The sequence below is a fragment of the Streptomyces sp. F63 genome (genome assembly GCF_018070345.1).
Classification (GTDB): domain Bacteria; phylum Actinomycetota; class Actinomycetes; order Streptomycetales; family Streptomycetaceae; genus Streptomyces.
On sequence record NZ_JAGPXX010000005.1, the window covers coordinates 45,710 to 57,928 of the forward strand.

Genomic DNA, 12,219 nt, shown 5'->3' on the forward strand with positions numbered 1-12,219 from the left:
TAAGAACCGCGCAGTAGTCCGCGTATTCCGCCGGCCGGCACCCGGTACCGTCCCGGGCCCGCTCAGGCCTCCCGGCCGTCCTGCCGCTCGGTGTCCGGGCGGATGTCGATCCGCCAGCCGGTGAGCCGTGCGGCGAGGCGGGCGTTCTGGCCCTCCTTGCCGATGGCCAGGGACAGCTGGTAGTCGGGCACGGTGACCCGGGCCGACCGCGCCGCCATGTCCACGACCTCCACCTTGCTGACCCGGGCCGGCGACAGGGCGTGCGCCACCAGCTCGGCCGGATCGTCCGACCAGTCGACGATGTCGATCTTCTCGCCCTGCAGCTCGGCCATCACCGCGCGGACCCGGCCGCCCATCGGCCCGATGCAGGCGCCCTTGGCGTTGAGTCCGGAACGGGTGGAGCGGACGGCGATCTTGGTGCGGTGGCCGGCCTCGCGGGCGATGGCGGCGATCTCCACCGAGCCGTCCGCGATCTCCGGCACCTCCATGGCGAAGAGCTTCTTCACGAGGTTGGGGTGGGTCCGCGAGAGCGTCACGGACGGGCCGCGCACGCCCTTGGCCACTCGTACGACGTAGCTGCGGAGCCGGGCGCCGTGGGAGTAGTCCTCCCCCGGGACCTGCTCCTGCACCGGCAGGATGGCCTCCAGCCTGCCGATGTCCACCAGGACGTTCTTGGGGTCCTTGCCCTGCTGGACGACGCCCGCGACGACGTCGCCCTCGCGGCCCGCGTACTCGCCGAAGGTGATCTCCTCCTCGGCGTCCCGCAGCCGCTGCAGGATGACCTGCTTGGCGGTGGTCGCCGCGATCCGGCCGAAGCCCGAGGGGGTGTCGTCGAACTCCCGCGGCTCGGTGCCCTCGTCGACGTCCTCCGGGTCCTCCGTCGCCCAGACCGTCACATGCCCCGTCTCGCGGTCGAGTTCGACGCGGGCCCGGCGGCGGCTGCCCTCGGTGCGGTGGTAGGCGATGAGGAGGGCCGATTCGATCGCCTCGACCAGCAGGTCGAAGGAGATCTCCTTCTCCCGCACCAGACCCCGCAGGGCACTCATGTCGATGTCCACGGCTACGCCTCCTCTTGGTTCTCGTCCGCACCGGCCGCGGTGACGCGCCCGTCGGCCTTGCGATTGAACTCGATCTCGACGCGCGCCCTGTCGATCTCACCGAAGGCGAGCCGCCGGGTGGTGGGCTTGCGCCCCTTGACCCCGGGCACCTCGACGTCGAGCCCGTCCTCGTCCACGGAGAGGATCCGGGCGGTGAGCTCGCCGCCGCCGGTGAGCCCGGCCTTGATCAGCCGGCCGGTGGCACGGCGGTAGTGGCGCAGCTCGGTCAGCGGGCGGTCGGCACCGGGAGAGGTGACCTCGAGGCGATAGGCCGCCTGCCCCATGGCGTCGGTCTCGTCGAGCTTCTCGGAGACCGCACGGCTCAGTTCCGCACAGGTGTCCAGCAGAACGCCGGAGTCGGAGTCCACGACGATCCGGAGGACCCGCATCCGGCCGACGGGAGTCACCTCGATCTCTTCCAGATCCAGGTCTCGCGCGGCGACCAGTGGTTCGAGCAGTCCGCGCAGCCGCTCGCTCTGGGTGGTGCTCATCCGGGTGACTCCTCGGCCGCGTGTGCTGTTGTCTGGAGATCGCGTGTCAGACCAAAGGGTATCCGGTCGCGGAGGGTGCCGTGTCCGCCTCCCGGAGGGCCGCGGAGTGCCGCGCCCGACCGGTCGGCGATTCGGATGCCGAACGCGGGTACGCTCATGTCGGCCGATCAAGGATGCGTGCGCCCGCCCGTCCCGCCCGGCCCCTCCCCCAGCTCGACCGCGGCTTCCCGCACGACCCCAGGATGTGACCGTGCCGCCCACCACGCCGTCGCGAGCCCTGTCCGGGCCCCGCAGAAGGAGTCTGCTCGCCGGGGCGCTCGCGGCCGGGCCCGGCGCCCTGCTGCTGTCCGCCTGCTCGGGGGACGGCGCGGCCCGGGAGGGCGGCAAGCCGGACGCGGAGGACCGGCGGCTGCGCGAACGGTCCGCGCGGGACTCCCGGCATCTGCTGCTCCGGTACGAGGCCACCATCGCCACCCACCCCGACCTGGCGGAACTCCTCGTTCCGCTGCGGGCGGAGACCGCGCTCCACGCCGCGGCCTTCGAGGCCGGCGACGGCCGCTCCGCCTCCCCCTCGGCGCCGCCCCGGTCCGGCGTCCCGGGCCCGGACGGCCCCGGCGTACCGCCGGCCGCGCCGTCCCCCGCCCCGTCCCCGGACGCCCCGGCGGGCCGGGAGGCAGCGGCCCCCGAGGTCCCGCGGCAGGCCGCCAAGGCCCTCAAGGCGCTGGCCGAGGCCGAGCGCCGCACCGCCGACGCCCGGACCGGAGCCCTCTCCCGCGCGGAGCCGGAGCTGGCCCGGCTGCTCGCCTCGGTGGCCGCGTCCGGCGCGGCCCACGCCTATCTGCTGACGGAGGCCTCCTGATGCCGGTGCCGGGTGGCGGACCTGCCGGGGCCGGGCCGCGGCCCGGCCGCCCGGTGCGCGGCCCCGCTCCCGGACTCCGCGCGGCGGACGTCCCGTTCATCTCTTCCCGGGACCGCCGGCTCCCGGGCCCCTCCCCGGAAGGCAGCACCGCATGATCACCGCCCGGACCGCCCCCCGCGACGACGACGCCCCGCCCGAGGCCGTCCTCGACGCGGCGCAGCACGCCCTGCGCGCGGAGCACGCCGCGGTGTACGGCTACGGGGTGGTCGGCGGCCGGATCGGTGAGGACCGGCGCAAGGAGGCGCGCGAGGGGCACGACGCCCACCGGGCGCGCCGGGACACGCTGCACCGCACGGTCCGCGATCTGGGCGGTGAGCCGGAGGCGTCCGCCGCGGCCTACGCGCTGCCCTTCCCGGTGCCGGACGCGGCCGCCGCGGCACGGCTGGCCGCCGAGCTGGAGGAGCGGGTGGCGGCCGTCTACGCCGATCTCGTCCGGGCCGCCGAGGGCGGGCTGCGCCGGGACGCGGCGGGCGCGCTGCGGGAAGCGGCGGTCCGGGCGGTGCGGTGGCGGGGCGGCAGCGTAGCCTTCCCTGGTCTCACCGAGCGTTCGGCACCGGCCGAGCCCACGGACGGACCGCCGGGCGGCGGCGCGAGCGAGCTCTGACCCCGCCGCCCGTACGGCCGGCGGCGCGGAACACGGCGAGCGGGAACCCGAGGAGACGGCGACGGAAGGGGACGGACCGGGCATGGCTTCCGCAGCACGGGCCGGGAACGACGCTCCGCTGGAACCGCCGCCGCGCCTGGCACGGGCGCTGCGGGAGGCGGGCGACGCCGCCCCCGCCGGCCGGACGTGGCTGGCGGAACTGCCGGTGCTCACCCGGGATGCCCTGCGGCGCTGGGAGTTGGCCCCCGAGCGGGTACAGGAGCCCGGCGGCCGCAGCAGCCTGCTGGTGCTCGTACGGCGGGCGGACGGCGGCCGGGCCGCGCTGAAACTGGTGCCTCCCGGCGCGGACGCCGCCGCGCAGCGCGCGGCGCTGGCCCGCTGGGACGGCTTCGGCGCCGTACGGCTGCTGGAGGCGGACGAGGCGGCCGGTGCCCTGCTCCTGGAACGGCTGCACGGCGAGGTGTCGCTCAGTTCCCTGCCGGAGGCCAAGGCCCTGCTGGAGGCGGCGGGCACGGTCCGGCGGCTGTGGACGGAGCCGGACGCCCATCCCTATCCGTCGGTGGCGGACCGCACCGCGCGGGCGGCGGCGCTGCTGCGCACGGCGGCCGACGAGCCCTGGGCGGCCGATGTCCGGCCGCTGGCCGGGCAGGCGCTCGCGGCCCACGCGGAGCTGACGGCCGCGGAGCCGGAACGGCTGCTGCTGCACGGCCGGTTCCGGGAGGGGAAGGTGCTGGCGGGCGAGCGCGCGCCGTGGCTCGCGGTCGGCCCGGACCCGCTGGTCGGCGAGCGGGCCTACGATCTGGCGCTGCCGGTCCGCGACCGGCTGGAGGACCTGGTGGCCGCCCCGGGCGGGGCGGCCGCCGCCCGCCGCCGGCTGGGCAGGCTGGCGGACTCCCTGGAGGTCGACCGGGAGCGGCTGCGCGGCTGGACGGTGTTCCGCGCGGTGGCCGACGGGCTGCCGGCCCTGGGCCGCGGCCACCGGCGGGGTGCCCTTCTCCTGGAATTCGCGAGCTGGTTCTGACCGGTCCCGTATCCGCCGGCCCCGGCCGGTGCCGCGCCGTTCCCGCACACCTCACCGGCCCGGCGGACCGACGGGACCGCACACCGGCCGCTCCCGTCCGGCGCCGGTGTCCGGCCGCGTTCCCGGCCGATGGAGCGAGCAGTCCGGCACGCGCGCGGCCGGGCGGGCAGGCGGGCGCCCGCTTCCGCGTCCCGTCCCCGTCCGCTTCCGCTGCTGTCCGCCGGACACCGCGCCGGCCGGGGACGGAAACGGCGGGGACGGAAACGGCGCCGCGGCCGTGGCGGGCGCCCGGCCACCGCCGTGCGGTCAGCCGCCGAGGCGGGCCAGGGCCTCCGCGACCGTCAGTTCCTCCCGCTCGCCCGTGCGGCGGTCCTTGAGCTCGACCACGCCCTCGCCGGCCCGGCGGCCCGCGACCAGGATCACCGGCACACCGATCAGCTCGGCGTCGGTGAACTTGACGCCCGGGGAGACGCCCGCCCGGTCGTCGACGAGGACCCGCACCCCGGCGGAGCGCAGCTTGTCGGCGACCTCCAGGGCCAGTTCGGTCTGCTGGGCCTTGCCCGCGGCGACGATGTGGACATCGGCCGGGGCGATCTCGGCGGGCCAGCACAGGCCCTTGTCGTCGGCGGTCTGCTCGGCGAGGGCCGCGACGGCGCGGGAGACGCCGATGCCGTAGGAGCCCATGGTGACCCGGACCGGCTTGCCCTCCCGGCCGAGGACGTCGAGGTGGAAGGCGTCGGCGTACTTGCGGCCGAGCTGGAAGATGTGGCCGATCTCGATGGCGCGGTCGATCTGCAGGCCGGTGCCGCACTTCGGGCAGGGGTCGCCCGGCTCGACGACGACCACGTCGAGGTACTCGTCCACCTCGAAGTCGCGGCCGCAGACGACGTTGCGGGCGTGCTTGCCCTCCTTGTTGGCGCCGGTGATCCAGCTGGTGTTCACGGCCACGCGGGGGTCCGCGATGTAGCGGAAGGCGCTGCCGGCCATGGACTGCGGACCGACGTAGCCGCGGACCAGGTCGGGGCGGTCGGTGAAGTCCTCGGCCGTCACCAGTTCCACGACGGCCGGGGCCAGGTGCTCGCCGAGCTTGCCGAGGTCCACCTCGCGGTCGCCGGGGACACCGACGGCCGTGATCTTGCCGTCCACCTTGACGAGCACGTTCTTGAGGGTGGCGGAGGCGGGCACGCCCAGGTACTCGGCGAGGGTCTCGATGGTGGGGGTGTCCGGGGTGTCCAGCTCCTCGGCGGCCGGGTGGTCCGTGGCCTCCGCCGGGGGCACCACGGTGGTGACGGCCTCGGTGTTGGCCGCGTAGTCGCAGGCCGGGCAGTCGACGAAGGTGTCCTCGCCGGCGGCGGCCGGGGCGAGGAACTCCTCCGACGCGGAGCCGCCCATGGCGCCGGAGACGGCGGAGACGATGCGGTAGTCCAGGCCGATGCGCTCGAAGATCCGGGTGTACGCCTCGCGGTGCAGCCGGTACGCCTCGGCCAGACCCTCGTCGTCGGTGTCGAAGGAGTACGAGTCCTTCATCAGGAACTCGCGGCCGCGCAGCACGCCGGAGCGGGGGCGGGCCTCGTCCCGGTACTTGGTCTGGATCTGGTAGAGCACCACCGGCAGGTCCTTGTAGGAGGTGCACTGGTCCTTGACCGTGAGGGTGAAGATCTCCTCGTGGGTGGGGCCGAGGAGGTACTCGCCGCCCTTGCGGTCCTTCAGCCGGAACAGCAGCTCGCCGTACTCCTCCCAGCGGCCGCTGGTCTCGTACGGCTCCTTCGGCAGCAGGGCGGGGAGCAGCACCTCCTGGCCGCCGATGGCGTCCATCTCCTCGCGGACGACCCGCGAGACGTTCTCCAGGACCTTCTTGCCCAGCGGCAGCCAGGTCCAGATTCCGGCGGACGCACGGCGGACGTACCCGGCGCGGACCAGCAGCTTGTGGCTGAGGGTCTCGGCATCGGCCGGGTCGTCGCGCAGCGTCTTGAGCATCATCCGGGACATGCGCTGGACCATGAGGTTCTCTCCTGCGTGGAAAAAGTGATTGCCCTGGAGGCTACCGAAAAGCGGGGCGCGCCGAGGAACGGCGGCCGTCCGGGCGCTATCGGCGCAGCGGAAGCGGGGCGCCCATCACCGCGTACGGGCTGGCGGCGCTCGGGAAGTAGACGGGGCGGGCGAGGTCCCGGTAGCCCAGGGAGCGGTAGAGGCCGCGGGCGGGACTGTCGGTGTCGATCGCCGAGAGGAGGCTCCGCGGCTCGGTGGCGGCGTCGGTGAGGTCGGTGATCAGCCGGCGGCCGATGCCGCGCTTCTGGTGGTCGGGGAGGACGTGCAGTTCGGTGACGACGAAGGCGTCGTCGAGCCAGGCATCCCGGCCCTCGCGGCGCAGATACGGTTCGACGACGGTGGACCACCAGTGGCCGCGGTCGTTGGGCATGCCGTAGGCGAAGCCGACGAGCCGGCCGTCCGTGATGGTGGCGCCCAGCGCGCGGGCTCCGGGGCAGGCCATGTGGCGCTGGACGATGTGCCGCCGTACGCCGACCTCCTCCTCGGTGAGCCCGAAGGCGAGGGCTTGCACGGCCAGCGCGTCGTCCACCCGCGCGATCAGGTCGAGCGGGCCGACCACGACGTCATCCATGGCCGCGAGACTACTCAAAAGAGCACGCTCATGAAGGCGCCGGTCTCCCGGAAGCCGACGCGGCGGTAGGCCGCGCGGGCGGGGGTGTTGAAGTCGTTGACGTAGAGGCTGGCGAGCGGGGCGACATCGGCGAGGGCGTACCGCAGGACGGCGGCCATGCCGGTCTCGGAGAGCCGGCGGCCGCGGAACTCCGGGGCCACCCAGACACCCTGGATCTGGCAGGCCCGGTCGGTGGCCGCGCCGATCTCGGCCTTGAAGACCACCCGGCCGTCCTCGATCCGGGCGAAGGAGCGGCCGGCGGAGACCAGTTCGGCGACCCGGGCCTGGTAGAGCAGTCCGCCGTCGCCGGCCAGCGGGGAGACGCCGACCTCCTCGGTGAACATCGCCACGCAGGCGGGCATGACGATGTCCATCTCGTCCTTGCGGACGCGCCGGACGTACGGGTCGGGGGCGACGTCCGGGGGCACGGCGGAGGCGACCATCAGCGGCTGGCGGGGCCGCACCTCGCGGGCGGGGCCCCAGCTCGGCTCCAGCAGCGACCAGAGCAGGGCGGTGGACTCGGCGGGGCCGACGATGGAGGAGCAGCGGCGGCCGGCGCGGCGGGCGCGTTCGGCGAAGGCGCGGACGGCCTCGGGGCCGGCCTCCACGGGGACGAGGTTGGCGCCGGCGTAGGCGAGGGATTCCAGCCGGCCGTCGGCGTACCAGCCCCACATCTCGCCGCCGAGCCGCCAGGGGTCGAGGCCGGCGGCCTGGACCCGGGCGGCGACGAAGGCGTTGGTGACCGGGTCGCGGTCGAGCACCGCGAGGGTGGCGTCGAGATCACCGGGGCCGAGGACCCTGGTGGTCGTCTGGGTCAACACGTGTCGGGGCCTCACCGTCTGCTGCTGCGTCGTTCCGGGGCGCCCCCGGGTGCGGCGGGGTGGGCGTCACGCCCCGGGGTCCGTCCGGCCCGTCCCCGGGACGGGACCTGGCCCCAGCCGCACTGTACCTCCCCTGTTCCCGGGGCACCCGCCGTGCCCGGGGAACGGACGGGGCGGCCGGTCCGGACCGGTGCCGCGCACCGGCCCGGACCGGGGGAGGACCTTCCCGGGTCCTGTCCTCCGTCTGGGCCGCCGGGGCTGCCGCCAAACACCGGCCGGCGGGAAACCCTGGGCTCCGGGACGGCCCGTGCCCCCGCCGGGGGGCCGGCGGGGGCACGGGCGGTGTCCGGCGCGCGGGTGCCGCGGGCCGGGGCCCGCGGGTGTGCCCGGTGGCGCGGCCGGCCAGGCGGGGGCGGTCAGCCGGCGGCGGTGACGACGGGCTCGCCGGAGGCGACGCCGTCCTGCTCCATCTGCTCGGCGATCTTCATAGCCTCGTCGATCAGAGTCTCGACGATCTTGGATTCGGGCACCGTCTTGATGACTTCGCCCTTGACGAAGATCTGGCCCTTGCCGTTGCCCGAGGCCACGCCGAGGTCCGCCTCGCGGGCCTCGCCGGGTCCGTTCACCACGCAGCCCATCACGGCGACGCGCAGCGGGACCTCCATGCCCTCCAGGCCGGCGGTGACCTCCTCCGCCAGCTTGTAGACGTCCACCTGGGCCCGGCCGCAGGAGGGGCAGGAGACGATCTCCAGCCCGCGCTGCCGAAGTCCGAGGGACTCCAGGATCTGGTTGCCGACCTTGATCTCCTCGACCGGCGGCGCGGAGAGCGAGACCCGGATGGTGTCGCCGATCCCCTCGCTCAGCAGCGCGCCGAAGGCGACCGCGGACTTGATGGTGCCCTGGAAGGCCGGGCCGGCCTCGGTGACGCCCAGGTGGAGGGGGTAGTCGCACTGGGCGGCGAGCTGGCGGTACGCGTTGATCATGACGACCGGGTCGTTGTGCTTGACCGAGATCTTGATGTCGCGGAAGCCGTGCTCCTCGAAGAGGGAGCACTCCCAGAGGGCCGACTCGACCAGCGCCTCGGGGGTGGCCTTGCCGTACTTGGCCAGCAGCCGCTTGTCCAGCGAGCCGGCGTTCACGCCGATGCGGATCGGGGTGCCGGCGTCGGAGGCCGCCTTGGCGATCTCCTTGACCTTGTCGTCGAACTGGCGGATGTTGCCCGGGTTCACCCGGACCGCCGCGCAGCCGGCGTCGATCGCCGCGAAGACGTACTTGGGCTGGAAGTGGATGTCGGCGATCACGGGGATGCCGGACTTCCTCGCGATGACGGGCAGCGCGTCGGCGTCGTCCTGCGAGGGGCAGGCGACCCGGACGATCTGGCAGCCGGCCGCCGTGAGCTCGGCGATCTGCTGCAGGGTGGCGCCGATGTCCGCCGTCACGGTCGTCGTCATCGACTGCACCGATACCGGCGCGTCACCGCCGACCGGCACCGAGCCGACGTGGATCTGCCGGCTCACCCGGCGGTCCGCCAGTTTGATCGGAACGGACGGCATTCCCAGCGAAATCGCAGTCATCTGCGTGCAACCCCAACGTATGGCTTCTGGCCCGGGAGACAGGCGGGCTCCGGTCCGAGATTACGGCACGCGCGGGGGTGCGGCCGCCGCGGCCTCCCGCGCGGCGCGCGGACGGGGGACGGCCGGGAGGGGGTACCCCCCGGCCGTCCGCGGGCCCGGGCGGGCCGGCCCGTCAGGAGATCCGGACGGGGTTGACGAGGTCGGCCATGAGGACCAGCAGGGTGAAGCAGATGAAGATCCCGGCGACCACATAGGCGACCGGCATCAGCTTGGCGACGTCGAACGGGCCCGGGTCCGGGCGCCGGAAGATCCGGGCCGTGTTCCGCCGCGCCGACTCCCACAGCGCTCCCGCGATGTGGCCGCCGTCGAGCGGCAGCAGCGGCAGCATGTTGAAGAGGAACAGCGACAGGTTGAAGCCCGCGACGAGGAAGAGCATGGTCGCGACCTGCTGCTGCGGCGGGATGTCGAGGTTGAACACCTCGCCGCCGACGCGGGCCGCGCCGACGACGCCCATCGGGGAGTCGGGTTCGCGCTCGGCGTCGCCGAAGGTGGCGTCCCAGAGCGCGGGGATCTTCGAGGGCAGGGCGATCAGCGCCTCCACGCCATTGGTGATCATGTCGCCCATGCGGTCGACCGACTGACCGAAGGTCTGCTGGACGACTCCGGTGGCGGGGCTGAAGCCGAGGAAGCCCGCGGTGACGTACTCGCCCTTGATGAGTCGGCCGTTGTCGTCGTACTTGACCAGCCGGTTCTCCACCAGGTCGGCCTGGAGGGTCTTGAGCTCTCCGGCGCGCTCGACGGTGATGGTGGCGGGACCGGTGGTCTCCCGGATGCGCTCCTGGAGAACGGACCACTCCTCGATCGGCTCGCCGTCGAAGGCGACGATCCGGTCGGCCGGCTGGAGTCCGGCCGCCTTGGCGGGTGAGGCCGGGTCGCCCTTGCGGCAGGTGTCGCGGTTCTCGTTCTGCGAGATCACGCAGTCGGAGACGGTGGAGACGGTGGTGGTCTGGGTGTTGATGCCGAAGCCCATCAGCACGCCCATGAAGACCGCCACGGCCAGCACCAGGTTCATGAAGGGGCCGGCGAACATCACGATCACGCGCTTCCACGGCGCGCGCGTGTAGAAGAGCCGCTTCTCGTCCCCGGGCTGCAGCTCCTCGAAGGCGGCCTCCCGGGCGTCCTCGATCATGGTGCGGAAGGGCGAGGTGGAGCGGGTGGTGACCCTGCCGTCCTCGCCCGGCGGGAACATGCCGATCATGCGGATGTAGCCGCCGAACGGGATGGCCTTGACGCCGTACTCCGTCTCCCCCTTCTTGCGGGAGAAGAGGGTCGGGCCGAAGCCGACCATGTACTGCGGCACCCGCACGCCGAACAGCTTGGCGGTCGACAGGTGCCCCAGCTCGTGCCACGCGATCGAGAACAGCAGCCCGATCACGAAGACGACTATGCCGAGAACCGTCATCAGGGTCGTCATGCGCGGGCCTCCGATGCTGACGTCGCCGCCATCTCACGGGCGCGGGCGCGCGCCCACTCCTCCGCTTCCAGGACGTCGGCCAAGGTGAGGGAGGTTCCCCGCCCGGGGCCGCCGTGCTCGGCCACCACCTCGGCGACGGTCTCCACGATGCCATTGAACGGGAGGCGGCCGTCGAGGAACGCGTCCACGCACTCCTCGTTGGCGGCGTTGAACACGGCGGGGGCCGTACCGCCGAGGCCGCCGACGTGCCGCGCCAGCCCCACGGAGGGGAAGGCGTCGTTGTCGAGCGGGAAGAACTCCCAGTTCGACGCCTTGGTCCAGTCGCAGGCGGGAGCGGCGTCGGGCACCCGCTCCGGCCAGCCCAGCCCCAGCGCGATCGGCATCCGCATGTCCGGGGGGCTGGCCTGGAGCAGCGTTGAACCGTCTGTGAATTCCACCATCGAGTGCACATACGACTGCGGGTGGACGACCACCTCAATCCGTTCGAACGGAATGTCGTAGAGGAGATGCGCCTCGATGACTTCCAGGCCCTTGTTGACGAGGGTCGCCGAGTTGATCGTGATCACCGGGCCCATGTCCCAGGTGGGGTGCGACAGCGCCTGCTTGGGGGTGACCTCGGCCAGCTCCGGCTTGGTCCGGCCGCGGAACGGACCGCCCGAGGCGGTGACGACCAGCTTGCGCACCTCGGAGCGGCTACCGCCCGCCAGCGCCTGGAAGAGCGCGGAGTGCTCGGAGTCCACCGGCACGATCTGGCCGGGCTTGGCCACCGCCCTGACCAGCGGGCCACCGACGATCAGCGACTCCTTGTTGGCCAGGGCCAGCACCCGGCCGGCCTCCAGGGCGGCGAGCGTCGGAGCCAGGCCGATGGAGCCGGTGATGCCGTTGAGCACCGTGTGGCAGTCGCTCGCCGCCAGCTCCGCCGCGGCGTCCGGCCCCGCCAGGATCTCCGGCTGCTTCGCGGAGCCGTACGCGGCGGACAGCGCCTCGCGCAGGGCCGGCACGGCGTCCTCCCGGGCGACGGCCACGGTGCGGACGTCCAGCCGGCGGGCCTGCTCGGCGAGGAGCCCGGCCCGGCCGCCGGCGGCCGACAGGCCGGTCACCCGGAAGCGTCCGGGATGGCGCAGCACCACGTCGATGGCCTGGGTGCCGATCGAGCCGGTGGAGCCGAGGATCACGATGTCCCGCGGGCCCCCGGTGGCGGCGGTGGCCGCCGGGAAGGTCAGATGCGGGTGGGCGAGGGAGTCCGTCATCCCCCCATTGTCACCGCACGGGCCGCGCGCGGCGGACGGCACACCCGCCGCCACCGCGGGCGGCGGGGGCGGAGGCGTACGCGCGTCCGCTCCCCGCAGGGTCCCCCCAGGGCCCGGAGCGACCGGGTCCGGATCCGGGCCGCGCCGGGCGCCGGGCCGCAATACCGTTCCCCGGCCTGCGAGTTCGTGCCCCGGCCGGACCCGGGGCAACCGAGCGGATCTTTCTGCACACGGTTCGTGCAGCCGTATTCCTTCCCCCTGCGGTCACAACTAGCATCGGCTCCACCACGCGCCGCCCCCCACCTGCGG

General features: G+C 74.0%; 11 protein-coding genes. 3 read left to right on the forward strand and 8 right to left on the reverse strand.

What is annotated here, in order from left to right:
• Positions 1-62: 62 nt before the first annotated feature.
• Both nusA and rimP read right to left on the reverse strand, forming a co-directional pair.
• Positions 63-1,058 (reverse strand): transcription termination factor NusA, encoded by a 996-nt coding sequence (gene nusA, locus KBZ10_RS07610; protein ID WP_210986749.1) that lies wholly within the window; start codon positions 1,056-1,058, stop codon positions 63-65.
• 2 nt (positions 1,059-1,060) lie between these two features.
• Positions 1,061-1,588, reverse strand: coding sequence for a ribosome maturation factor RimP (gene rimP, locus KBZ10_RS07615; protein ID WP_210986750.1), 528 nt, complete (start codon positions 1,586-1,588; stop codon positions 1,061-1,063).
• A 250-nt stretch (positions 1,589-1,838) separates the two neighbouring features.
• Here rimP and KBZ10_RS07620 point away from each other — a divergent pair, with 250 nt between their 5' ends.
• The 3 genes from KBZ10_RS07620 to KBZ10_RS07630 all read left to right on the forward strand — a co-directional run bounded on the left by KBZ10_RS07620 (position 1,839) and on the right by KBZ10_RS07630 (position 4,132).
• Positions 1,839-2,447 carry a hypothetical protein gene (locus KBZ10_RS07620; protein WP_210986751.1) on the forward strand — a complete coding sequence of 203 codons (609 nt, stop codon included), beginning with the start codon at positions 1,839-1,841 and terminating at the stop codon, positions 2,445-2,447.
• Between the two features lie 151 nt (positions 2,448-2,598).
• The gene (locus KBZ10_RS07625; protein ID WP_210986752.1) at positions 2,599-3,111 is read left to right on the forward strand and encodes a ferritin-like domain-containing protein; all 513 of its coding nucleotides are present in this window, start codon (positions 2,599-2,601) and stop codon (positions 3,109-3,111) included.
• An 82-nt stretch (positions 3,112-3,193) separates the two neighbouring features.
• Positions 3,194-4,132, forward strand: coding sequence for an aminoglycoside phosphotransferase family protein (locus KBZ10_RS07630; protein ID WP_210986753.1), 939 nt, complete (start codon positions 3,194-3,196; stop codon positions 4,130-4,132).
• Positions 4,133-4,438: 306 nt separating this feature from the next.
• Here the strand turns inward: KBZ10_RS07630 and KBZ10_RS07635 are convergent, their stop codons facing one another.
• The 6 genes from KBZ10_RS07635 to dxr all read right to left on the reverse strand — a co-directional run bounded on the left by KBZ10_RS07635 (position 4,439) and on the right by dxr (position 11,910).
• Positions 4,439-6,133 carry a proline--tRNA ligase gene (locus tag KBZ10_RS07635; RefSeq protein WP_210986754.1) on the reverse strand — a complete coding sequence of 565 codons (1,695 nt, stop codon included), beginning with the start codon at positions 6,131-6,133 and terminating at the stop codon, positions 4,439-4,441.
• Between the two features lie 85 nt (positions 6,134-6,218).
• Positions 6,219-6,752 (reverse strand): GNAT family N-acetyltransferase, encoded by a 534-nt coding sequence (locus KBZ10_RS07640; protein WP_210986755.1) that lies wholly within the window; start codon positions 6,750-6,752, stop codon positions 6,219-6,221.
• Between the two features lie 14 nt (positions 6,753-6,766).
• A complete protein-coding gene (locus KBZ10_RS07645; protein WP_210986756.1) occupies positions 6,767-7,612 on the reverse strand; it encodes a GNAT family N-acetyltransferase in 846 nt (281 codons plus the stop codon).
• A gap of 416 nt (positions 7,613-8,028) precedes the next feature.
• Entirely contained in the window at positions 8,029-9,186 is a 1,158-nt protein-coding gene (gene ispG / locus KBZ10_RS07650) for a flavodoxin-dependent (E)-4-hydroxy-3-methylbut-2-enyl-diphosphate synthase (RefSeq protein WP_210986757.1), read from the reverse strand.
• A 172-nt stretch (positions 9,187-9,358) separates the two neighbouring features.
• On the reverse strand, positions 9,359-10,660 hold the full coding sequence (locus KBZ10_RS07655; protein WP_210986758.1) for an RIP metalloprotease: 1,302 nt from the start codon (positions 10,658-10,660) through the stop codon (positions 9,359-9,361).
• A complete protein-coding gene (gene dxr / locus KBZ10_RS07660) occupies positions 10,657-11,910 on the reverse strand; it encodes a 1-deoxy-D-xylulose-5-phosphate reductoisomerase (RefSeq protein ID WP_210986759.1) in 1,254 nt (417 codons plus the stop codon). The genes KBZ10_RS07655 and dxr overlap by 4 nt, the downstream gene beginning before the upstream one ends.
• Positions 11,911-12,219: the final 309 nt, after the last annotated feature.